Origin of the sequence: Planktotalea sp., from assembly GCF_018607995.1 — a bacterium.
Lineage (GTDB): Bacteria > Pseudomonadota > Alphaproteobacteria > Rhodobacterales > Rhodobacteraceae > Planktotalea.
In genome coordinates this window covers 1-21,778 of sequence record NZ_JABBAL010000002.1, presented here as the reverse complement: position 1 = coordinate 21,778, position 21,778 = coordinate 1, and the positions used below count along the sequence as shown (strand labels likewise).

The following is a 21,778-nucleotide window of genomic DNA, read 5'->3' as shown; positions in this document are numbered from 1 at the left end:
AAGATGCTAGCCGATAAGGATCGCATTTTTACCAACCTCTATGGCATGCATGACCGTACCCTTAAGGGTGCGCAAGCGCGTGGACATTGGGACGGCACAGCCGCGATCATCAAAAAGGGTCGTGATTGGGTCATTGATCAGATGAAAGCCTCTGGCCTGCGTGGGCGTGGTGGTGCTGGTTTCCCGACAGGTTTGAAATGGTCGTTTATGCCCAAGGAAAGTGACGGACGGCCTGCTTATCTTGTTGTGAACGCGGATGAATCTGAGCCGGGAACGTGTAAAGATCGCGAGATCATGCGCCACGACCCGCATACGCTGATTGAGGGCTGCTTGATCGCGAGCTTCGCTATGAACGCGAACGCCTGCTATATTTACATTCGCGGCGAGTACATCCGTGAAAAAGAAGCGCTGCAAGCCGCGATTGATGAGGCATATGACGCCGGTCTGGTTGGTAAGAACGCAGCCAAATCCGGTTGGGATTTTGACATCTACTTGCACCACGGGGCAGGAGCGTATATTTGCGGCGAAGAAACCGCGCTGCTCGAAAGCCTTGAGGGCAAAAAGGGCATGCCGCGTATGAAACCGCCGTTCCCTGCGGGTGCAGGCTTATATGGCTGTCCGACGACTGTAAACAATGTAGAATCTATCGCGGTGGTACCGACAATTTTGCGCCGTGGTCCTGAATGGTTTTCCAGCTTTGGGCGTCCGAATAATGCGGGCACCAAGCTCTTTGCGATCTCTGGCCATGTGAATAATCCATGCGTCGTTGAAGAAGCTATGAGCATTTCGTTCGAAGAGCTGATCGAAACCCATTGCGGCGGCATCAAAGGCGGTTGGGATAACTTAAAAGCGGTCATTCCGGGCGGATCTTCGGTGCCTTGCGTGCGTGGCGAAAAGATGCGTGATGCGACAATGGATTTCGATTATTTGCGTAATGATTTGGGATCCGGTCTTGGCACGGCGGCGGTCATCGTCATGGACAAAGACACTGATATTATCAAAGCGATTTGGCGTCTTGCGAAGTTCTACAAGCATGAAAGCTGTGGTCAGTGTACGCCGTGTCGCGAAGGCACTGGCTGGATGATGCGTGTCATGGAACGCTTGGTTCACGGCAATGCGGACCCGTCCGAGATTGATATGCTTTGGGACGTGACCAAGCAGGTCGAGGGTCACACGATTTGCGCACTTGGCGATGCTGCGGCTTGGCCGATCCAAGGTTTGATCAATAACTTCCGTGATGAAATCGAAGATCGCATCAAAGCGCAGATCACCGGCAAAATAACACGCGCGGTTGCTGCGAAATGATCCGTGCGACGCTCATATGTGTTGGCGTGATTGGCCTATTGGCTGGCTGTTCTGATCCAGACAAGATGGTCTTGTTTGATGGCCAGCAATTCAATGGTCGCTTGCAAGCGGACAAAGAGGACAAGCGCAACTTCGTCGCCTCTGCTTCTCCGGTTAGCCAAAGCCTTGAGGGCGCCCGCGAAGCCGCACGGTTTGAGGGCGCGTCATATTGCGTTCGCAGATATGGTCGTTCCGATATCGAGTGGGTCGCAAGCCCCGAAGCCGAAGCGACTGCGCTGAATGTTGTCGGAGACGTTCTGACTGTGCAAGGACGCTGTGCAGAATGATGAAATTCAACGAAATAAGGGGTGCTATTGCATATCAAGCCGTTCAAACCCCACTTGGGTATCAGCTCTTGGCACGCAGCTTTGAAGCGCGCCGAGCTTTGAGAGCAGTTTGCATGACAGGAGAAACAACATGCATTTGACATGTACATTCACCGCTTCCCTTTTCGCCATGAGCCTTGCGTTTGCAGCACCTCTTTCCGCCAAAGGGTTGCAAAACGAAACACAAATCAACAACGGCCTGTTAGCTGTGGGCATTGCCGACGAAATTCGTAATCGCTGTGATAGTATTTCCGCGCGCACCTTTAGGGCACTCGGCTTTTTGAATTCTCTCAAGCGTGACGCGCGTTCCAAGGGCTATTCGAACGATGAAATCAATAGATACACCAAAAGCAAAACCGAGAAGACCAAGATGCGCAAACGCGGTCAGGTTTATCTCGCGCAGAATGGTGCTTCCACATCCGATGCCGCATCTATGTGCCGTTTGGGCCGCGCGGAAATCAAGAAACGCAGCCAAATTGGCGTTCTTCTAAGAGCAAGGTAGAACATGTCCGACCTACGCAAGATCATCATCGACGGTAATGAAGTCGAAGTAGACGGGGCGATGACCCTTATTCAGGCCTGTGAAGAGGCGGGGGTCGAGATCCCTCGTTTCTGCTATCACGAGCGTCTGACGATTGCTGGCAACTGCCGCATGTGCCTTGTTGAGGTCGTGGGTGGTCCACCCAAGCCTGCCGCGTCTTGCGCTATGCAGGTGCGTGATTTGCGCCCCGGTCCAGAAGGTCAGCCACCTGTGGTCAAGACTAACTCGCCCATGGTCAAGAGAGCGCGCGAGGGCGTGATGGAATTTTTGCTGATTAACCACCCGCTTGATTGCCCGATCTGCGATCAGGGTGGCGAGTGCGATTTGCAAGATCAAGCCATGGCCTATGGCGTCGATTTTTCGCGTTTCCGCGAGCCAAAGCGTGCAACGGACGATCTGGATCTAGGCCCGTTGGTCGAAACCCATATGACGCGTTGCATTTCTTGCACCCGTTGTGTGCGCTTCACATCTGAGATCGCGGGTATCACGCAGATGGGCCAAACAGGTCGCGGTGAGGATGCAGAGATCACGTCTTACTTGGGCGAAACTTTGGATAGTAACATGCAGGGCAACATCATCGATTTGTGCCCTGTTGGGGCGTTGGTCTCGAAGCCTTACGCCTTTACTGCGCGCCCTTGGGAACTGACGAAGACTGAGTCCATTGATGTGATGGATGCGCTTGGCAGCTCTATCCGTGTTGACACAAAGGGCCGTGAAGTGATGCGCATGTTGCCGCGCAACCATGACGGTGTGAACGAAGAGTGGATTTCCGACAAAACGCGCTTTGTTTGGGATGGCCTGCGCCGTCAACGTCTGGACCGCCCTTATATCCGCAAGAATGGCAAATTGCGTCCTTCCAATTGGGGCGAGGCACTTTGCGCAGCTGCCGCCGCAATGAAGGGCAAGAAAGTTGCGGGTCTCGTTGGCGATTTGGTTCCTGTAGAGGCAGCGTTTGCGTTGAAGCAAATGATTGAAGGCATGGGCGGCAATGTTGAATGTCGCACGGACAAAGCGAAGCTGCCTGCTGGCAATCGCTCTGGCTATGTTGGAAACGCCAAGATCGAAGATTTTGATGACGCTGAGATGATCTTCATCATCGGGTCTAATCCTGTGATTGAAGCGCCTGTTCTGAACGCGCGCATCCGCAAAGCTTGGACAAAAGGCGCGACCGTTGCGTTGATCGGTGAGCCGGTTGAACTGACATATGACTACATTCACCTCGGCACTGATCGCGCGGCGCTGCAGAAGATTGCAGATATGGATCATTCCAAAAAACGCGGCAAAGCTGGCGTGATGATCATCGGTCAGGGCGCATTGCAAGAAGCTGATGGCGAAGCTGTGCTTGGCACGGCAATGACGGCCGCCGCGGCGGCGCAATCGAAATTTATGGTACTTCACACAGCCGCAGGTCGCGTTGGTGCGATGGATGTTGGGTGCACCACGAATGGTGGCGTTGAAGCGGCAACTTCGGATGTGGAGGTGATTTATAACCTTGGTTCTGACGAAGTCGACATTGATACAGGGGCGTTCGTGATTTACCAAGGCAGCCACGGTGATCGAGGGGCGCACCGTGCCGATATCATTCTGCCGGGCTCAGCCTATACGGAAGAGCAGGGCTTGTTCGTAAACACAGAAGGGCGTCCGCAACTTGCGATGCGCGCTGGGTTTGCACCGGGTGAAGCAAAAGAGAACTGGGCAATTTTGCGTGCGTTGTCTGCAGAACTTGATGCGACACTGCCATATGACAGTCTTGCAGGATTGCGCACCGCTTTGATTGCAGAGGTTCCCCATCTTGCAGACATCGACGAAGTGCCTGAGAACGAATGGGACGCGCTGCCAGCCAAAAAGATGGGCAAAGCAGAATTCCGCAATGCGATCAGCGATTTCTACCTGAGCAACCCAATTGCCCGCGCGTCCGAGTTGATGGCAGAGCTGTCGGCGAATGCAAAAGCGCGCCGCGCTTCAGATAAGATTGCTGCAGAGTGAGATCAGCGGCGATCATATCCTCAATGACACTGGCGCTCGCTAGCGCTGTATCTGGCGGTGAACAGCAAACAAGTGATAAACCAACGCCGTTCAAGCTGGAATATGAGGGCGTGCAAACGCGCCTTCTCGATGGTGATTTGGTGAACTTTCAAGTAAAAATGAAGGGCGCGCGCGATAATTCTGACGTGGACGCCTACGTAGAATGTGCCGCCGCTCAGTGCGCGTTAATCAGCGGTTATGGTTTTGCGTGTCATTTACGCACAAACACTGCCGGAGAGGGTGGCACATGGGTCCGGGATGCTGTTTATACCATCTCGCCAGCGCTCCCGTGTGGGCTGAAAACGATAGATGCAGAAGTCACGGTTTCGGCCTGCGACGAGAACAAGATACCGACGGTGTGAGGACCTAATGTACGACTTTTTCACCACCACAACATTGGGCATGGGCCTGACAATCGTTGGGCAAATCTTCTTGCTCGTGATCCCTTTGCTGCTCGCGCTTGCATTCTTGATGTACGCGGATCGAAAAATCTGGGCTGCTGTCATGATGCGCCGCGGACCTAACGTCGTTGGCGTGTTCGGTCTGCTGCAAAGTTTTGCGGACTTTCTGAAATACATCGTTAAGGAAGTCGTCTTCCCTGCGGGCGCGGACAAAGTGGTCTTCTTGATGGCGCCGATGGTCACTTTGGTGATGAGCCTGATCGCTTGGGCGGTGATCCCGTTTAACGAAGGCTGGGTGCTGTCGGAAATCAACGTGGCGATCCTTTATGTCTTCGCTGTGTCATCGCTCGAAGTATACGGCGTGATCATGGGTGGTTGGGCGTCTAACTCGAAGTACCCATTCCTTGGAAGTTTGCGTTCTGCCGCGCAGATGATCTCTTATGAGGTCTCTATCGGCTTGATTATTATCGGTATTATCCTGTCGTCGGGGTCTATGAATTTCGGTACGATCGTCGCTGCACAGGATAGCGACTACGGACTGCTCAGCTGGTATTGGCTGCCGCACTTCCCGATGTTGGTGCTTTTCTTCATCTCGGCGCTTGCCGAAACGAACCGTCCACCGTTTGACCTTCCTGAAGCAGAATCCGAATTGGTCGCGGGCTATCAGGTGGAATATTCCTCGACGCCGTTCTTGTTGTTCATGATCGGTGAACTCGTTGCCGTCGTTCTGATGTGTGCGCTGATCTCGCTGATGTTTTTTGGCGGATGGTTGTCACCGATCCCAGGTTTGCCCGATGGCATCTTCTGGATGGTGAGCAAAATGCTCTTGGTGTTCTTCTTCTTCTCCATGGTGAAGGCGATCACACCACGCTACCGCTATGACCAATTGATGCGCATTGGTTGGAAAATCTTCCTACCTATGAGCCTCGCTTGGGTCGTGTTCGTCGCGTTTGCTGCAAAATTTGGATGGTTCTGGGGCGTTTACGCGCGCTGGACAGTAGGAGGTTAACCAATGGCTGACTTCGATTATGGCCGCGCGGCCAAGTACTTCCTTCTTGCAGACTTTGTGAAAGGTTTCGGCCTTGGTCTGCGCTATATGTTCTCACCGAAAGTGACGCTGAACTACCCGCATGAAAAGGGGCCTTTGTCCCCTCGTTTCCGTGGTGAGCACGCTTTACGTCGTTACCCGAATGGCGAAGAGCGTTGTATTGCGTGTAAGCTTTGCGAAGCGGTTTGCCCTGCGCAAGCGATCACGATCGATGCGGAGGCACGCGATGACGGCAGCCGCCGCACCACGCGCTATGACATCGATATGACCAAATGCATTTACTGTGGTTTCTGCCAAGAAGCTTGTCCTGTAGATGCGATTGTCGAAGGGCCAAACTTTGAATTTGCCACCGAAACCCGTGAAGAGCTGTTTTACGACAAGGACAAATTGCTTGAGAACGGCGATCGTTGGGAAGCGCAGATTGCGCGCAACCTTGAGATTGATGCGCCCTACCGATGACTGATGCGAACAACCCCTTTGCTATGATGATGGCCCAAGCTCAGGAGATGGCGAAAGCCTTCAATCCTGCGCTTTCGGGTGCGTCCGCGCAGGCAATGGAAAATCTTTGGCCGACAATGACGAAGGACATGATGGAAATGTCTTTCGGCAAAGGTGCGTCCAAGGAGGGCTTAGATGCAAAGACACGATTGCTGCTGACGCTGGCTGGTTTGACCATGCAAGGCGCGCAGAATGAAACGCAGATTAGAATGACCGTGCGCCATGCTGTCGAGGCGGGTGCAACGAAAGATGAAGTGACTGAAAGCATTGCACAAATGTCGATGTTTGCCGGTCTCCCCGCCATGACCCGCGCGATGGAATTCGCGAATGAGGTTTTGCAAGTTAGCAAGGAAGCGCAAACATGAGCGTCGCTGTATTTACCTTTTACCTGTTTGCGATCTGCACGATCACGGGCGGCCTGTTCACAGTGATCAGCCGCAATCCGGTGCACTCTGTGTTGTGGTTGATCCTTGCGTTCCTGTCCTCTGCGGGTCTGTTCGTACTACTTGGCGCGGAGTTCGTGGCAATGCTGTTGATCATCGTTTACGTCGGCGCGGTCGCGGTTTTGTTCTTGTTCGTTGTCATGATGCTCGACATCGATTTTGCAGAACTGAAAGCGGAAATGGCGAAATACATGCCGCTAGCGTTGCTGATCGGCCTTGTTTTACTGATGCAATTCACCATGGCCTTCGGCGTTTGGGAAGCGAGTGATCAAGCCGCAGGCCTACGCGGAGCGGTCACACCGACGGATGCGCATAATACTGAGGCACTTGGCCTTTTACTTTATGACCAATACTTCCTGATTTTCCAGCTCTCTGGGATGATCCTGCTGGTTGCGATGATTGGCGCGATTGTTTTGACGCTGCGCCACCGTACCGATGTGAAGCGCCAAGACGTGATGGCGCAAATGCACCGGGACCCAGCAAAAGCGATGGAGCTGAAAGACGTTAAACCAGGGCAGGGGCTGTGATTGTTCTTGCTGCATACATACTATTCGGAGCCGCAATCGGCGCGACGGTTGTGCTCTACCTGAATTCTAAGAATACGAACAATAACAAGGACATCGACAATGATCGGTCTTGAGCATTACCTGACGGTCGCAGCAACGCTGTTTGTCATCGGCATTTTCGGGCTCTTTGTGAACCGCAAGAATGTGATCATTCTGCTCATGTCGATTGAGCTGATGCTGCTGGCGGTGAACATAAACCTTGTTGCTTTCTCCAGTTTCCTTGGTGATTTGGTTGGACAGGTGTTCACGCTCTTTGTTCTGACTGTCGCTGCCGCGGAGGCCGCGATTGGCCTTGCGATCCTTGTCTGTTTCTTCCGTACCCGCGGAACGATTGCGGTCGAAGATGTCAACGTGATGAAAGGCTGATCAGATGGAAACGCTCATTCTTTTCGCGCCTCTTATCGGTGCACTTATTGGTGGCTTTGGCTGGCGCTTGATCGGTGAAAAGGGCGCAATGTGGGTGACCACGGGCCTGCTCTTTGTTGCTTGTTTCTTTAGCTGGATTGTCTTTTTGGGGCATGACGGCGTCACGGAAAAAGTGCAGATTTTGCGTTGGATCGAAAGTGGTAGCCTGAGTACAGATTGGGCGATCCGTTTGGACCGCCTCACCGCGATTATGTTGATCGTGATTACGACGGTTTCGGCGCTGGTGCACCTTTATTCCTTTGGCTACATGGCTGACGATCCCCAGTGGAAAGAGGGCGAAAGCTACAAGCCGCGCTTTTTCGCATACCTGTCGTTCTTTACCTTTGCGATGTTGATGCTGGTGACCTCTGACAACCTTGTGCAGATGTTCTTTGGTTGGGAAGGGGTTGGCGTCGCGTCCTACCTATTGATCGGGTTTTACTATCGTAAACCCACAGCAAACGCGGCGGCGATCAAAGCGTTCGTTGTGAACCGTGTCGGTGACTTCGGTTTCGCACTGGGTATCTTCGCGCTCTATTACCTTACGGATAGTGTCAAGTTTGACGATATCTTTGCCGCAGTTCCGGCTTTGGCGGAAACGCAGGTCACCTTCCTTTGGGCAGAGTGGAATGCGGCTAACTTGATCGCGGTCCTCTTGTTCATTGGTGCGATGGGTAAATCGGCGCAGTTGTTCTTGCACACATGGTTGCCGGACGCGATGGAAGGTCCGACACCTGTATCCGCATTGATCCACGCCGCGACAATGGTGACTGCGGGTGTATTCCTTGTATGCCGCATGTCGCCTTTGATGGAATACGCGCCGGAGGCGACCGCCTTCATTACATTCCTAGGTGCAACGACTGCTTTTGTCGCCGCAACCATCGGTCTGGTGCAAAACGATATCAAGCGCGTGATTGCTTATTCAACGATGTCTCAGCTGGGCTATATGTTTGTGGCCGCGGGCGTTGGTGTTTACTCCGTCGCGATGTTCCACCTCTTCACGCATGCGTTCTTCAAAGCGATGTTGTTCCTTGGTGCAGGTTCGGTCATTCACGCGATGCATCATGAGCAGGATATGCGTAACTACGGTGCTCTTCGTAAGAAAATCCCATACACGTTCTGGGCGATGATGATCGGTACATTGGCGATTACGGGCGTTGGTATTCCGCTGTCTGGCTGGATCGGCTTTGCGGGTTTCGCGTCTAAAGATGCCGTGATTGAAAGCGCCTATGCGGGAACAGATGGCGGATATGCCTTCTGGATGCTAGTGATCGCGGCGCTGTTCACAAGCTTTTATAGCTGGCGTTTGATGTTCCTGACCTTCTACGGCAAGGCGCGCGGTGACAAGCATACGCATGAGCATGCACATGAAAGCCCGATGGTGATGTTGGTGCCACTTGGTGTTCTCAGCTTTGGGGCGATCTTTGCGGGTGCCATCTGGTACGGCAGCTTCTTTGGTAAAACGAATGAGGTCGCGGGCTTCTTTGGTGTGCCTTACGCGGAAGCGTCAGAGCATGGCGAAAAGGATGATCACTCTGATGATCACGGTGAAGCTAAAGATGATCACGCAGCCAAAGATGACGGCAAAAAGAAAAAGACGTCCTACGCCTTCACTGGCAAGCCGGGCGAAGGCGCGATTTACACGCATAAGGACAACCATGTTCTGTACGACGCGCACTATGTCCCGACTTGGGTAAAGCTCAGCCCGTTTATCGCGATGGTGATAGGTTTCTTGTTGGCGATGTGGTTCTACATTTGGGACCCGAAAATGCCGAAGCGTGCGATGGAAACTAACCGTCCGCTTTACAACTTCTTGCTCAACAAATGGTACTTTGATGAGCTGTATGACGCTGTCTTCGTCAAGCCAGCCTCGATGATCGGTCGCTTCTTCTGGAAGCGCGGTGATGGAGATGTGATTGACGGTACTTTGAACGGTGTGGCGATGGGTATTGTTCCCTTCTTCACGCGCCTCGCAGGTCGTGCGCAGTCCGGCTATATCTTTACCTATGCCTTCGCCATGGTGATCGGAATTGTGGTTCTGGTCACGTGGATGACGTTCTCCGGAGGAGCGCACTAATGGATAACCTCCTTTCCATTGTCACTTTCATTCCCGCGCTTGCGGCTCTGATTTTGGCGCTTTTCCTACGCGGTGACGATGAAGCTGCCGCGCGTAATGCCAAGTGGCTGGCTATGATTGCAACAAGTGCTACTTTTGTCGTGTCGCTGTTCATTTTGTTCCAGTTCGATAGCTCCAACACGGGTTTCCAAATGGTTGAAGAAGCCAGCTGGGTCATGGGCATGCAGTATAAGATGGGCGTGGATGGAATTTCCGTGCTCTTCGTGATGCTAACGACCTTCATGATGCCACTGGTGATCGCGGCGAGCTGGGACGTGAATACGCGCGTCAAAGAATATATGATCGCGTTCTTGCTCTTAGAAACACTGATGTTGGGCGTGTTCATGGCGCTTGATCTTGTATTGTTCTATGTTTTCTTCGAGGCGGGCCTGATCCCTATGTTCTTGATCATCGGCATTTGGGGCGGCGCGAACCGCATTTATGCGAGTTACAAGTTCTTTCTCTACACCTTCCTCGGGTCGGTTCTGATGTTGGTGGCGATGGTGGCGATGTTTGTGGATGCAGGCACAACTGACATTCCAACACTGATGACGCATTCTTTCGGTTCTGAGAACTTCTCATTGCTCGGCATTCAAGTGGTTGGCGGCTTGCAGACGCTGATGTTCCTCGCTTTCTTTGCGAGTTTCGCGGTGAAAATGCCCATGTGGCCTGTGCACACATGGTTGCCAGATGCGCACGTCCAGGCTCCGACGGCAGGCTCGGTCGTGCTGGCGGCGATCCTGTTGAAGATGGGGGGCTACGGGTTCTTGCGGTTTAGTTTGCCAATGTTCCCTGTGGGCGCAGAGTTGATGACACCGCTGATCTTGTGGATGTCTGCGATCGCGATTGTGTACACCTCGCTGGTGGCGCTGGTGCAGGAAGATATGAAAAAGCTGATCGCTTATTCATCCGTCGCGCATATGGGCTACGTCACAATGGGTATTTTTGCAGCGAACCAGCAGGGAATTGACGGCGCGATCTTCCAGATGATCAGCCACGGTTTCATTTCTGGTGCGCTATTCCTCTGTGTCGGTGTGATCTACGACCGGATGCACACGCGCGAAATTGATGCTTATGGTGGTCTTGTGACACGCATGCCAGCTTACGCGCTGATCTTCATGTTCTTCACGATGGCGAACGTAGGTCTGCCGGGTACATCGGGCTTTGTCGGTGAATTCCTGACATTGATCGGCGTATTCCAAGTCAACACATGGGTTGCGGCAGTTGCAACGGCGGGTGTAATCCTGTCTGCGGCTTACGCGCTTTGGCTCTATCGCCGTGTTGTGATGGGCGATCTGATCAAAGAAAGCCTGCGCACGATCACCGACATGTCAACGCGCGAGCGTGCGATTTTCGCGCCGCTTGTAGTGATGACACTGCTTCTTGGTGTCTATCCTGCGCTCGTCCTCGATATCATCGGCCCTTCGGTTGAAGCGCTGGTGTCCAACTATGAAACGGCACTGGCAAGCGCACAAGACGCGCTCCAGACTGCCGCCACGAACTAAAGAAAGCGCTGCACCATGATACAGGCTGACCTGAACATCATACTGCCGGAAATTGTTCTGTCGCTCTTCGCGATAGGAGCTTTGTTAGGCGCGGTCTACACATCCAAGGACAAAATGGGTCCTGTGCTGGTTTGGGCGACGGCGGCTGTGTTTCTTGCGCTGGCGCTTTGGATCGGCGTGAGCGGCGAAGGTACGAATGCAGCCTTTGGCGGAATGTTCGTCGACGATGCGTTTTCGCGCTTTGCAAAGGTTGCTATTTTGCTTTCCTCTGCTGCCGTTTTGGTGATGAGCCAGGAATATATGCAACGCAAAAGCTTGCTGCGCTTTGAATACCCGGTGCTTGTCGCGCTTAGCGTAGTTGGCATGATGGTCATGGTCTCGGCCGGTGATCTGCTGACGCTTTACATGGGCCTCGAGTTGCAATCGCTTGCGCTTTATGTGGTGGCGTCCTTGCGTCGCGACAGTGCGCGCTCGACCGAAGCCGGCCTTAAGTATTTTGTCCTTGGCGCGCTCAGCTCTGGTTTGCTGCTCTATGGTGCATCGCTGACATACGGCTATGCCGGTACGACACTGTTCTCTGACATCATCCAGACCGCAACAAAGGGCCATATCTCAATCGGCTTGCTATTTGGTCTGGTGTTCATCATTTCAGGTCTCGCTTTCAAAGTTTCCGCAGTGCCGTTCCACATGTGGACGCCTGACGTCTATGAAGGTGCACCAACGCCTGTCACTGCGTTCTTTGCGACAGCGCCGAAAATTGCAGCTATGGGTCTTTTTGCACGTGTTTTGCATGATGCATTTGGTGGCGCCGTCAGCGATTGGAGCCAAGTGATCGCTTTGCTTTCGCTTGTGTCCATGTTCCTTGGCGCCTTCGCAGCCATTGGCCAAACCAATATCAAACGTCTGATGGCCTTCTCGTCCATCGCGCATATGGGCTACGCGCTAATGGGCCTCGCGGCGGGTACGGTTTTGGGTGTTGAAGCGATGCTTGTTTACATGGCGATCTATGTGACGATGAATATTGGAACCTTTGCGTTCATCCTGTCGATGGAGAAGGACGGCCAAGCGGTGACTGATATTGGCGCGCTTAACCAATACGCGAAACGCGAGCCAGGCAAAGCCTTGGCGATGTTAATTTTGCTGTTTTCCATGGCTGGTGTACCGCCAATGGTTGGCTTCTTTGGCAAGCTCTACGTACTGCGTGCTGCCTATGAAGCGGGTCTTGCGTGGCTGGCCGTAGCTGGCGTGATCGCGTCGGTCATTGGTGCCTATTATTACCTGCGCATCGTCTATTATATGTACTTTGGCGAAGAGCCTGATGAAACGCTAGACAAGAGCAACTCACCCGTTCTGTGGGGTTTTTTAATGGCTTCCGCAGCGATCATGGTCTTGGGCCTAATTAACCTCTTCGGTGTTGAAGGTGCAGCGGCGGCAGCGGCGGCGACGCTTGTTAACTAAGACAGGCTTTCCACTTGGCTATGGCCGACGTGTGTTGTTCGAGGTCGATAGCACCAACGCAGAAGCTGCGCGTATCGCAGGATCGCTTGCAGGGCCGGAATGGATCTTGGCTCTGAAACAGACTGCGTCGCGTGGCCGTCGTGGCCGCGCGTGGTACTTTCCCAAAGGTAATTTCGCCGCCACTCTGGTGCTACATCCGCACGAGACGCCCGATGTGGTTGCGCTGCGCTCTTTCGTGGCCTCGCTCGCGCTTTTTGATGCTCTCATTGCCTGCGGTGTTCAGGCGCAATCGCTTGCGCTGAAATGGCCAAACGATGTGTTGCTCAATGGTGGTAAAGTCGCCGGCATTTTGCTGGAAAGTATTGGGACAGGCGGCGGTATTTCTCATCTCGCGATTGGGATCGGTGTGAACCTTGCGGATGCGCCTTTGGCCTCAGACTTGGAAGCGCGGGCGATGCGGCCGGTTTCACTCCTGTCGGAAACTGGCGTTGCGGTCGCCCCCGAGGATTTTCTTGATTTGCTCGCCAGTGCCTACGCGCGTCAAGAAAGCCAGTTCACTACCTATGGGTTCGCCCCGATCTGCGACGCTTGGCTCGCACGCGCGGCAAAACTGGGCGAAGTGATCACAGCGCGCACCATGAACAGTGAAACTACTGGCACGTTCGAGACGGTAGACGCACAGGGCAACCTTGTTCTAAAGACCTCTGAGGGCCGTGTGGCAATTGCCGCCGCGGATGTATTTTTCTAAACGCGGAGAGACGCGATGCTTCTGGCGATTGATTGCGGCAATACGAATACGGTGTTCTCAATTTGGGACGGCACGAATTGGCTCTGCACGCTGCGCACCTCGACCCATCATGGGCGTACAGCGGATGCGTATTTCACTTGGTTTTCAACCTTGGTGAAGCATTACGATATCGAACTCGACATCAAAGATGTGATCATTTCAGCGACAGTGCCGCGCGTTGTGTTCAACTTGCGTATTTTTTCGGATCGCTTTTTCAATTGCCGCCCTTTGGTCGTTGGCAAGCCGGAGTGCGCGCTGCCACATGCGCCACGTGTTGATGCAGGCACAAAGGTAGGTCCTGATCGTTTGGCCAATGCGGCAGGGGCCTATGATCGTCATGGCGGCAATGTAGTCGTCGTTGACTTTGGTACCGCTACCAATTTCGATGTGGTCGCAGAGGATGGCGCATATGTAGGCGGGGTGATTTCGCCCGGTGTGAATCTCTCGCTTGAAGCGCTGGCACTTGGTGCGGCCGCGCTCCCGCATGTGGATATTTCCCAGCCAGAGCATGTGATCGGCGTGAATACAGTCGAATGCATCCAGTCAGGTGTGTTCTGGGGCTATACAGGCCTCATCGAAGGTATTACCAGCCGGATCAAGAATGAATATGGCAAGCCGATGAAAGTGGTTGGCACAGGCGGTCTTGCCCCGCTGTTTGCGTCAGCCGAAAACTTGTTTGATGTGATTGAAGATGACCTCACTATGCATGGTCTGATCGTAATCCACGAGCATAATAAGAAGAACGGATAAACCGAAATGAGCGCAGAGCGTTTGATCTACCTTCCCCTTGGCGGGGCGGGCGAAATTGGCATGAATGCCTATGTATACGGCTACGGGAAACCGGGCAAAGAAAAACTGATCCTTGTGGATCTTGGCGTGACTTTTCCTGACATGGACGGCACCCCGGGGGTGGATTTGATCCTGCCCGATATCACCTGGCTGAAAGAGCGCCGAAATGATCTGGAGGCGATCTTCATCACCCACGCCCATGAGGATCATGTCGGCGCAATTGGTCACTTTTATGAGCAACTGAAAGCGCCGATTTATACGCGCGCGTTTACGGCGAATATCGCGCGTCGCAAACTAGATGAATATGGGGTTGAAGCGAAAGCAGTCACGACTGTTTCCCCTTGGCCTGAGGTTGTGAAAGCGGGACCGTTTAGTGTTGGCTTCTTGCCGATTTCACATTCTATCCCCGAAAGCTCTGGTCTGTGCATCGACAGCCCAGACGGGCGCGTTTTGCACACAGGCGATTTCAAAATCGACGAAACCCCGCTGGTGGGCGAAGCGTTTGATGAGCAACTCTGGCGCGATGTATCCAAAGACGGCGTCAAAGCACTGGTCTGCGATTCAACAAACGTATTTTCGTTGAATGAAGGCCGGTCCGAAATCACCGTCGGGCCCGAGATCGAAAAACTGATCAAGGATCAACCAGGTATGGTTGTGGCAACGACCTTCGCCTCCAACGTGGCGCGGGTGAAAACGCTGGCGGAAGCTGGTGTGCGGGCAGGGCGGTCTGTCGTGCTCTTGGGTCGTGCGATGCGGCGCATGGTGGAAGCCTCGATCGAAACGGGCGTGCTCAGCGACTTCCCTACCTGCATCAATCCTGAAGACGCAACGCAACTGCCGCGCGAAAATGTGATGCTTCTCGTGACAGGTTCGCAAGGCGAACGCCGCGCGGCCTCTGCGCAATTGGCGCGTGGCAAGTACCAAGGCCTGATGTTGAAAGAGGGCGACACGTTCTTATTTTCCTCCAAAACCATCCCGGGAAATGAGCGCGGTGTGATCTATATCATCAACCAACTCTCCGAAAAGGGTGTGGATGTTATCGATGACAGCTCTGGCCTGTATCACGTGTCGGGCCATGCGAACCGTCCTGATCTGGAAAAGATGCACGAAATCACCAAGCCACAAATGTTGATCCCGATGCACGGCGAACATCGCCACCTGCGCACGCATGTGAAGATCGCTGAAGCCAAGGGTTTGAAGGGGATCGTGGCGGTTAACGGCATGATGATTGACCTCTCAGGCAATGCTCCAAAGGTTGCAGATTACATCGAAACAGGACGCACGTATTTGGACGGTTCCGTGCAAGTCGGCGCGCTTGACGGCGTGGTGCGCGACCGTATGCGTATGGCTTTGAATGGACATATCACCGTGACGGTCATCATCGATGAAAACGATGAAATGCTGGGCGATCCATGGTGCGAGCTGATGGGCCTTGCGGATCAAGGCAAGTCACGCGCGCCGCTGGTTGATGTGGTTGAAGAAGACCTCAGCCAGTTAATCGGTCGCTCAAACGGTAAGACCATGCGCGACGACAAGAAGCTGGAAGAGGCGATCAAACGCCAAGTGCGTCAAAGCTGCAATGCGGAAATCGGTAAAAAGCCGGAAGTCACGATTGTGGTGTCGCGACTGGCCTAAAGCCGGTTCTTGTCGAACCAATCGACCAATCTAAAAAGTTGCGCGGTGAGGGATGCTATGTCCTCATCGCGCCACCCGTCCATCATCGCCATATAATCAGGCAAAAGCGCGCGTTGCACATCAGGCAGATGTGCTTGGCCCGCTTGGGTGAGAAACACGTGTTTCGTGCGCGCATCGTTTTGCATCGCTTCGAAACGTGCCCAGCCCATACCCTCAAATTTAGTAACCATCTTGGATACGGCAGGTTGTTTCACTTCAACAGCGGCGGCAATCGCGGTCACGCTTTGCCCCTCAGGCATCCGACGGGCGAGGTGATTCAGAAACGAGAATTGTGCCTCCGTAAGGCCGAATCGATCCAGCATTGCGCCCATTCTTGTGCTGAATAGCTGTGTGCCGATACTGAGAGAAGCCACAAGTTTATCTTATTTTTCAATGTGTTCTGGTGACTTCAGTGTCGATTTCACAACTTGGCTTGCATAAGTATTCTATGGAATGAAATATTGAAGGGATGATCCCATGTTTTGCTCACTAAAGACTGCTGCACTTGCAACGCCACTTTGGCTTCACGCGACACTGACGAGTGTTAGCTTTGCTGCGTTCTAATGGACACGCTTGTCTCTGGACAAGCTCTATGCGGCCTCGGGTCATCCAGTTGACTTTGCGACGGGACAGTTAGCCTTTGATGGGTTGACGATCCTTGGCTATTACGGCGCGATGCTCGCGGCGGGGACGTTTGGCACCTATGTGCAAACCCAAATGTTCGATTTTGCCTTTATCGCTTCGGCGACTTTCTTTGGCATTTGCCTCGGCACGTTGATTGCGCGCCTTGGCCAGGCAAGCTGCGCGACGGTTTCGATGGGAATAGGAGCCGCGTTCTTCGCCTTTTCAGGCGGTACTTTAGATGCGCTTGAGAACTTAATGTCATTTTGGCTAATGCAGTTCGAAGCGGCCATCCCACAGATGTTGGCCTACATCTATTCCAGCTTTGCAGCGCTCAAGTTTATCTCGCTCACGATAGCGATGACACTTGCGATTGCCGCTATTGTCACTGGGTTGATCTCAGGTGGTATGCGGATGATCCGCCCGACGCAAAGGATTTAGAACAAAAGAAAAGCCCCAAACCGCAAACTGCGTGTTCGGGGCTTTCTCATTTCAATATTAGTGCTTTAGTTTGCGCTGCGCTCTTCAAAGCTCATCGCGATAAAGCCAGGAAGGTGATCGCCCAATCCCACAACGTTGTTGTTGCCGCCACCACGTCCACGGTTGGAGCGGCTGCGTGAGTTGTTTTCGCTTGAGGCTTGCTTGGATGCCGCTGTATTCGGTTCTGCCTTAGCAGGCTCAACCTCAGCCGCGACGACGGGTGCGTCTGCTTGGACTTCCTTCTTTGGCGCGTCGTCTTTGGGCTTGTTGCGCAAACGTGTGCGCGTGCGCTTTGGCTTGTCTTCGCGCGCGGGCGATGCGCCATCAGCTTTTGCCTCGCTCGGCGCAGGGGCGTCAGCAGGCTTCAACGGATTATCGATGCGCGTGATCTGCTTTTGGATCAGCTTTTCAATCGCGTCGAAATTCTTCTCGTCCCGTGGTACGCAGATCATTACGGCTTTGCCATCACGACCAGCGCGTCCTGTACGACCAATGCGGTGCACATAGTCTTCTGCGTGACCTGGTACATCAAAGTTGAAAACATGGCTCACCGAAGGGACATCAAGTCCACGCGCCGCAACATCAGAGGCAACAAGAAAGCGCAAACCGCCTTCGCGAAAGCCGTCCAAGGTCTTTGTGCGCTGGCTTTGATCGAGATCGCCGTGAATGGGCGCTGCATCATACCCATACTTTTTCAACGACTTAGCAACGACATCCACATCCATTTTGCGGTTACAAAAGATGATCGCGTTGGTGCAGGCGTCACCTTCAGCGTCGATCAGTTTGCGTAGTGCTTTGCGCTTTTCCGTGCCTTCGCGATCCCTGCGTGAGCCTTTGAACATCATCACGACCTGTTCGATGTTCTCGGACGCGGTCGCCTGACGCGCAACTTCGACGCGGGCAGGGTTGGACAGGAAGGTGTTGGTGATGCGTTCGATTTCAGGGGCCATGGTGGCCGAGAAGAACAGCGTTTGACGGGTAAAGGGTGTCAGGCCAAAGATACGTTCGATATCGGGAATGAAGCCCATGTCGAGCATGCGATCGGCCTCATCAACGACCATGACCTGCACACCCGTCAACAACAGTTTGCCGCGCTCAACGTGATCCAGCAGGCGACCGGGTGTTGCGATCAACACGTCCACGCCTTTGTCGATCAGACGGTCTTGTTCTTTAAATGACACGCCCCCGATCAAAAGCGCTTTACTTAGTTTCTTGTGGTATTTCGTGTATGTATCGAAATTTTCGGCAACTTGTGCGGCCAATTCGCGCGTTGGGCAAAGCACCAAAGAGCGCGGCATGCGTGCGCGTGCACGACCTTTGCCCAGCATGGTGATCATCGGTAGCGTGAAGCTAGCGGTTTTACCCGTGCCCGTTTGCGCAATTCCGAGTACATCGCGGCCTTCCAGCGCTGGTGGAATCGCGCCTTCTTGGATCGGGGTTGGGGATTCGTAGCCAGCGTCATCGATGGCTTTAAGGACCTTTGGGTCCAGATTCAGATCTGAGAACTTTGTCATGTGTTTCCGTAGCTTACGGACACAACTTGGCCCGTGCATCTAGATCAGGCCAAATCCGATTGATCGAGTGTCTTTGCACTCCATGGGCCTTGGATGACGGGATAGCGAAAAAGCTGCCTGCGGTCAAATCACCTTGGATTTATATCGATTTTAGCGGACTTTTAGCGAACTTAGGGACAAGAATAGCGCAGTTTGTTTCCGTTTTAGAAAAGATGAGGGGCTATTCGGAAACTGCTCATGCAACGCAGCGTCTGGATCAATGCGATACCAGTGCAAAAGACCATGCATTTCGAGCGCTTTGAGAAGGTCAGGCCGTGCTGTGCAGACCTCCGTATAAAAGACGCGCAGCGCTTGTGTGCCGCCCTCGGCTTCGAGCGTGTTGAGAAAGCTGTGCATGTTCAACCCGCCTTTGCCCTGATCAAAGGGCGCGTTCAGCTCGGCGCGATAGGCCCCTTTTGATTTGCGGTAGGCATAGTTTGCTTGCCAAGTGTCCCATGTGTCCCCATGCAAATGGCACAAGCGAGTGTCTGATAGTTCCTGTTGCCCCGGGTTTAGTTGATCGCCAAGGAATGCGTTGTGAATCTTAACTGAAAACCCTTCGATTCCAGTGCGATAGATCAATTTTCCAGCTACATGGCTAAGGAACCGACCGCTAAGATGTGCACCAAAACGAGGGTAGAGTGTTTTGGTAACTTTACGACGCTCTTGCATCAGTAAAACGAAGCTCTTGAACGGACGTGGCTCTGTTTGTGGGCCTTCCCACTCCAAAGCTTCAACGGGACGGATGCGCGCGCAGAGGCAATCCGCGCCCAAGGCCGCAAGTTGCGCCGAAAGCGGCGTGTTCCAAACAAGAAACTCGTCATGATCAATGTGTGCAAGCCATGCGACCTCGACACGTTTGGTATAAGCATCGGCTGCGTTCATTGTTTGGCGGGCTTGGTGTTTGTGTGGCCGGCCACCTTTCTTTTGCCAATAGGCCTCATCGGTATCGGTAACGCGCACCTTTGGATGGGATTTAAGCGCCGCATAGGTCGCAACATCAGCATCATCCAGATAAACGTACACACGATGCGCGCCCTGTTCCAGGTGATAGGCGACAAAACCTAACACCTCTTTAAGTGGTGCTTTGATCGTGCTGACAATGCCCCAGCTGTGCGACTTTGCCTTAGCGGGGGTGTGCGCAGGCTCAGGGTCGGGATCGTCATTGGCGCTTTGTTTCTGCGCGCGCTGACGTAATTTGCGGCCACGTAGGGTATTAAAGCGGCGAAACACAGTGCCCGGATCGGCGTTTATCAGGTTCAAAAGGTGATGCGCGAGGGGGGCAATCACGTCATCCTTCTTGGCGTCGAGCCACAAGCGTCCGAGCATATTCACATCAAGCCCGCCAGACACCAAAGCGTAACGGTCCATGTTCAAGGGCAGCGGCGCAGAGGCCAAGCGTTTCAATTTAAACGCATTATCGGGGGTGAAACCGGAAAAAAGCCGCTCGGATTCATAGAGCTTCATGGCCGCGAATAACACGCTCATCGATTGCCCGACACGGCGCTGCACTTCGGTCTGGCCGTGATTGCCAAAGGTGATAATCGCAGAGGCGAGCCAGCGCGGATCAAGATGTTGAAGCATGAAATCAGCCTGTTCAGCCCAAATGTGGGTGAACAAAGCCATCGTATGTGCAGGCTGATCGGATTTGCGCAGATGGGCGGTCAAGAGCCCTTGCAATTTGCAGAGTTCCGGCGGCCTCAGAATTTCTGTATTCAATTCCAATAACTTACGTTGATTCCCCGATTGCTGTTTAGGACGGGTAACATGCTCTGGATCAACTTCTTCAACCAATTTTTTTGCGCAACGCTGCGAGATCGGTATCCAAAGTCGCAAGCGCTTCATCCGTCGCAAAACTCAGCGGTTTTTCGCGGGCTTGCATACGGGTGACGATCGCCTCAAGCCCGCCCTCATAGGTCAGGGCGGGGGGCGTTTCGTGTGTGTCGTCAGGATTGCTAATACTGCGCAAGATGCCCGTATGGGGTGCAACCAGCAAGCGCTATTGGAGCATCATTTCCTTTGTCGCGCTGAGTGTGACATCGGGGTAGTCTCGCGCGACTCGGTCAATATCCCATTGCAGGCGCGTGAGGTAGACAGTGTCGCCGTCATTGTCCGTCGCGATATGGGCTTTATTGGCCTCTGCGAAGGCATCTACCGCCTTTTTGTCCCCCAGAACCCAGCGCGCAGAGGTGAATTGGCTTTGATCAAATCGCACAGGCAGACCGTATTCCAATTCAATACGGCTTGCGAGCACTTCAAATTGTAGCGCGCCAACAACGCCGACGATATAGCCTGAGCCGAAAGTGGGCTTGAAGACCTTCGCCGCCCCCTCTTCTGCAAATTGCATCAAAGCTTTTTCCAAGTGCTTAGATTTTAACGGATCGCCCGCACGTACGCCTTGCAACAATTCCGGTGCAAAAGAAGGGATACCCGTGACGCGCAGTGCTTCGCCTTCGGTCAGTGTATCGCCGATCCGCAATTGACCGTGGTTGGGGATGCCGATGATGTCGCCGGCCCAGCCTTCCTCCGCTAGCTCGCGATCAGAAGCAAGGAAAAGCACAGGATTCGAGATCGCCATAGGCTTTTTCGAGCGCACATGGGTCAGTTTCATACCGCGTTTAAAATGGCCGGAAGCTAAGCGCACAAAGGCGACGCGGTCGCGGTGCTTGGGGTCCATGTTAGCCTGCACTTTGAACACGAAGCCCGCGACTTTCTTCTCTTCAGGCGAAATTTCACGCGGAGAGGCGCGCTGGATCTGCGGCTCCGGCCCGTACGTGCCAATGCCATCCATCAATTCTTTAACGCCGAAAGAGTTGATCGCCGAACCGAACCAGATCGGCGTCATATGGCCTTCCAACACGGATTGCGGGTTAAGTGTTGGCAGCAATTCGCGTGCCATTTCAACGTCTTCTTTGAGTTTGTCGAGCAAATGCGCAGGCACATGTTCCGCAAGCGCAGGATCATCAAGACCGTTGATCTCGATGGAATCCGCGACCTTATTGCGGTCCGCGCGGTCCATAAGCTCTAGCCTGTCATTCAGCATATCATAGCAGCCCATAAAGTCAGGGCCGACCCCGATAGGCCAGCTGGCTGGGGTCACGTCGATGGCGAGATTTTCTTGAATTTCATCAATTATATCAAAGGTATCGCGGCTTTCACGGTCCATCTTGTTACAAAACGTCAGGATCGGCAGATCGC

General features: G+C 53.5%; 22 protein-coding genes. 17 read left to right on the top strand and 5 right to left on the bottom strand.

Annotated elements, in window-relative coordinates; genetic code table 11:
* Nucleotides 1–3 precede the first annotated feature (3 nt).
* From nuoF to QZ280_RS00325, 16 genes are all read left to right on the top strand, one after another.
* Entirely contained in the window at nt 4–1,305 is a 1,302-nt protein-coding gene (gene nuoF / locus QZ280_RS00400) for an NADH-quinone oxidoreductase subunit NuoF (protein ID WP_293440068.1), read from the top strand.
* Nucleotides 1,302–1,631: a hypothetical protein gene (locus tag QZ280_RS00395; protein ID WP_293440067.1), complete on the top strand. Its 330-nt coding sequence runs from the start codon at nt 1,302–1,304 to the stop codon at nt 1,629–1,631. Before nuoF ends, QZ280_RS00395 begins: the two co-directional genes overlap by 4 nt.
* Nucleotides 1,632–1,761: 130 nt before the next feature.
* Nucleotides 1,762–2,172 (top strand): DUF5333 domain-containing protein, encoded by a 411-nt coding sequence (locus QZ280_RS00390; RefSeq protein WP_293440065.1) that lies wholly within the window; start codon nt 1,762–1,764, stop codon nt 2,170–2,172.
* A 3-nt stretch (nt 2,173–2,175) separates the two neighbouring features.
* Nucleotides 2,176–4,197 carry an NADH-quinone oxidoreductase subunit NuoG gene (gene nuoG / locus QZ280_RS00385; RefSeq protein ID WP_293440063.1) on the top strand — a complete coding sequence of 674 codons (2,022 nt, stop codon included), beginning with the start codon at nt 2,176–2,178 and terminating at the stop codon, nt 4,195–4,197.
* Nucleotides 4,198–4,220: 23 nt separating this feature from the next.
* The gene (locus QZ280_RS00380) at nt 4,221–4,598 is read left to right on the top strand and encodes a hypothetical protein (protein ID WP_293440061.1); all 378 of its coding nucleotides are present in this window, start codon (nt 4,221–4,223) and stop codon (nt 4,596–4,598) included.
* Nucleotides 4,599–4,605: 7 nt separating this feature from the next.
* Nucleotides 4,606–5,646, top strand: a complete 1,041-nt coding sequence (gene nuoH, locus QZ280_RS00375) for an NADH-quinone oxidoreductase subunit NuoH (protein ID WP_293440060.1) — start codon at nt 4,606–4,608, stop codon at nt 5,644–5,646.
* 3 nt (nt 5,647–5,649) lie between these two features.
* Complete coding sequence (gene nuoI, locus QZ280_RS00370) at nt 5,650–6,144, top strand: NADH-quinone oxidoreductase subunit NuoI (RefSeq protein WP_293440059.1); 495 nt, start codon at nt 5,650–5,652, stop codon at nt 6,142–6,144.
* Nucleotides 6,141–6,548, top strand: a complete 408-nt coding sequence (locus QZ280_RS00365) for a carboxymuconolactone decarboxylase family protein (RefSeq protein WP_293440058.1) — start codon at nt 6,141–6,143, stop codon at nt 6,546–6,548. The genes nuoI and QZ280_RS00365 overlap by 4 nt, the downstream gene beginning before the upstream one ends.
* Complete coding sequence (locus tag QZ280_RS00360; protein ID WP_293440057.1) at nt 6,545–7,153, top strand: NADH-quinone oxidoreductase subunit J; 609 nt, start codon at nt 6,545–6,547, stop codon at nt 7,151–7,153. The genes QZ280_RS00365 and QZ280_RS00360 overlap by 4 nt, the downstream gene beginning before the upstream one ends.
* A 99-nt stretch (nt 7,154–7,252) precedes the next feature.
* Nucleotides 7,253–7,558, top strand: a complete 306-nt coding sequence (gene nuoK / locus QZ280_RS00355; RefSeq protein WP_072630106.1) for an NADH-quinone oxidoreductase subunit NuoK — start codon at nt 7,253–7,255, stop codon at nt 7,556–7,558.
* A 4-nt stretch (nt 7,559–7,562) separates the two neighbouring features.
* Complete coding sequence (gene nuoL, locus QZ280_RS00350) at nt 7,563–9,674, top strand: NADH-quinone oxidoreductase subunit L (protein WP_293440052.1); 2,112 nt, start codon at nt 7,563–7,565, stop codon at nt 9,672–9,674.
* Nucleotides 9,674–11,218, top strand: a complete 1,545-nt coding sequence (locus tag QZ280_RS00345; protein ID WP_293440050.1) for an NADH-quinone oxidoreductase subunit M — start codon at nt 9,674–9,676, stop codon at nt 11,216–11,218. The genes nuoL and QZ280_RS00345 overlap by 1 nt, the downstream gene beginning before the upstream one ends.
* 15 nt (nt 11,219–11,233) lie before the next feature.
* Nucleotides 11,234–12,676, top strand: coding sequence for an NADH-quinone oxidoreductase subunit NuoN (gene nuoN, locus QZ280_RS00340; RefSeq protein ID WP_293440049.1), 1,443 nt, complete (start codon nt 11,234–11,236; stop codon nt 12,674–12,676).
* Nucleotides 12,666–13,424 (top strand): biotin--[acetyl-CoA-carboxylase] ligase, encoded by a 759-nt coding sequence (locus QZ280_RS00335; protein ID WP_293440047.1) that lies wholly within the window; start codon nt 12,666–12,668, stop codon nt 13,422–13,424. Before nuoN ends, QZ280_RS00335 begins: the two co-directional genes overlap by 11 nt.
* A gap of 15 nt (nt 13,425–13,439) precedes the next feature.
* The gene (locus QZ280_RS00330) at nt 13,440–14,213 is read left to right on the top strand and encodes a type III pantothenate kinase (RefSeq protein ID WP_293440045.1); all 774 of its coding nucleotides are present in this window, start codon (nt 13,440–13,442) and stop codon (nt 14,211–14,213) included.
* Nucleotides 14,214–14,219: 6 nt separating this feature from the next.
* A complete protein-coding gene (locus tag QZ280_RS00325; protein ID WP_293440043.1) occupies nt 14,220–15,887 on the top strand; it encodes a ribonuclease J in 1,668 nt (555 codons plus the stop codon).
* Here QZ280_RS00325 and QZ280_RS00320 read toward each other — a convergent pair.
* On the bottom strand, nt 15,884–16,249 hold the full coding sequence (locus QZ280_RS00320) for a MarR family transcriptional regulator (RefSeq protein ID WP_293440041.1): 366 nt from the start codon (nt 16,247–16,249) through the stop codon (nt 15,884–15,886). The two genes, QZ280_RS00325 and QZ280_RS00320, sit on opposite strands and share 4 nt — an antisense overlap.
* A gap of 250 nt (nt 16,250–16,499) precedes the next feature.
* Between QZ280_RS00320 and QZ280_RS00315 the strand changes: the two genes are divergently transcribed.
* The gene (locus QZ280_RS00315) at nt 16,500–16,988 is read left to right on the top strand and encodes a hypothetical protein (RefSeq protein WP_293440039.1); all 489 of its coding nucleotides are present in this window, start codon (nt 16,500–16,502) and stop codon (nt 16,986–16,988) included.
* Nucleotides 16,989–17,053: 65 nt separating this feature from the next.
* On the opposite strand, the gene QZ280_RS00310 is transcribed toward QZ280_RS00315, so the two are convergent.
* From QZ280_RS00310 to QZ280_RS00295, 4 genes are all read right to left on the bottom strand, one after another.
* Complete coding sequence (locus QZ280_RS00310; protein ID WP_293440038.1) at nt 17,054–18,541, bottom strand: DEAD/DEAH box helicase; 1,488 nt, start codon at nt 18,539–18,541, stop codon at nt 17,054–17,056.
* Between the two features lie 150 nt (nt 18,542–18,691).
* The gene (locus QZ280_RS00305) at nt 18,692–20,248 is read right to left on the bottom strand and encodes a glycosyltransferase family 2 protein (RefSeq protein ID WP_293440037.1); all 1,557 of its coding nucleotides are present in this window, start codon (nt 20,246–20,248) and stop codon (nt 18,692–18,694) included.
* A 118-nt stretch (nt 20,249–20,366) separates the two neighbouring features.
* The gene (locus QZ280_RS00300; protein ID WP_293440035.1) at nt 20,367–20,576 is read right to left on the bottom strand and encodes a hypothetical protein; all 210 of its coding nucleotides are present in this window, start codon (nt 20,574–20,576) and stop codon (nt 20,367–20,369) included.
* A 3-nt stretch (nt 20,577–20,579) separates the two neighbouring features.
* On the bottom strand, nt 20,580–21,778 hold a 1,199-nt coding region (locus QZ280_RS00295), incomplete at its 5' end, for an EF-Tu/IF-2/RF-3 family GTPase (protein WP_293440033.1).

Bases quoted from the DNA above. Each gene is read 5' to 3' on its own strand.
- nuoF (WP_293440068.1), top strand. From the start codon at position 4: ATGCTAGCCGATAAGGATCGCATTTTTACCAACCTCTATGGCATGCAT.
- QZ280_RS00395 (WP_293440067.1), top strand. From the start codon at position 1,302: ATGATCCGTGCGACGCTCATATGTGTTGGCGTGATTGGCCTATTGGCT.
- QZ280_RS00390 (WP_293440065.1), top strand. From the start codon at position 1,762: ATGCATTTGACATGTACATTCACCGCTTCCCTTTTCGCCATGAGCCTT.
- nuoG (WP_293440063.1), top strand. From the start codon at position 2,176: ATGTCCGACCTACGCAAGATCATCATCGACGGTAATGAAGTCGAAGTA.
- QZ280_RS00380 (WP_293440061.1), top strand. From the start codon at position 4,221: ATGACACTGGCGCTCGCTAGCGCTGTATCTGGCGGTGAACAGCAAACA.
- nuoH (WP_293440060.1), top strand. From the start codon at position 4,606: ATGTACGACTTTTTCACCACCACAACATTGGGCATGGGCCTGACAATC.
- nuoI (WP_293440059.1), top strand. From the start codon at position 5,650: ATGGCTGACTTCGATTATGGCCGCGCGGCCAAGTACTTCCTTCTTGCA.
- QZ280_RS00365 (WP_293440058.1), top strand. From the start codon at position 6,141: ATGACTGATGCGAACAACCCCTTTGCTATGATGATGGCCCAAGCTCAG.
- QZ280_RS00360 (WP_293440057.1), top strand. From the start codon at position 6,545: ATGAGCGTCGCTGTATTTACCTTTTACCTGTTTGCGATCTGCACGATC.
- nuoK (WP_072630106.1), top strand. From the start codon at position 7,253: ATGATCGGTCTTGAGCATTACCTGACGGTCGCAGCAACGCTGTTTGTC.
- nuoL (WP_293440052.1), top strand. From the start codon at position 7,563: ATGGAAACGCTCATTCTTTTCGCGCCTCTTATCGGTGCACTTATTGGT.
- QZ280_RS00345 (WP_293440050.1), top strand. From the start codon at position 9,674: ATGGATAACCTCCTTTCCATTGTCACTTTCATTCCCGCGCTTGCGGCT.
- nuoN (WP_293440049.1), top strand. From the start codon at position 11,234: ATGATACAGGCTGACCTGAACATCATACTGCCGGAAATTGTTCTGTCG.
- QZ280_RS00330 (WP_293440045.1), top strand. From the start codon at position 13,440: ATGCTTCTGGCGATTGATTGCGGCAATACGAATACGGTGTTCTCAATT.
- QZ280_RS00325 (WP_293440043.1), top strand. From the start codon at position 14,220: ATGAGCGCAGAGCGTTTGATCTACCTTCCCCTTGGCGGGGCGGGCGAA.
- QZ280_RS00320 (WP_293440041.1), bottom strand. From the start codon at position 16,249: ATGCTGGATCGATTCGGCCTTACGGAGGCACAATTCTCGTTTCTGAAT.
- QZ280_RS00310 (WP_293440038.1), bottom strand. From the start codon at position 18,541: ATGACAAAGTTCTCAGATCTGAATCTGGACCCAAAGGTCCTTAAAGCC.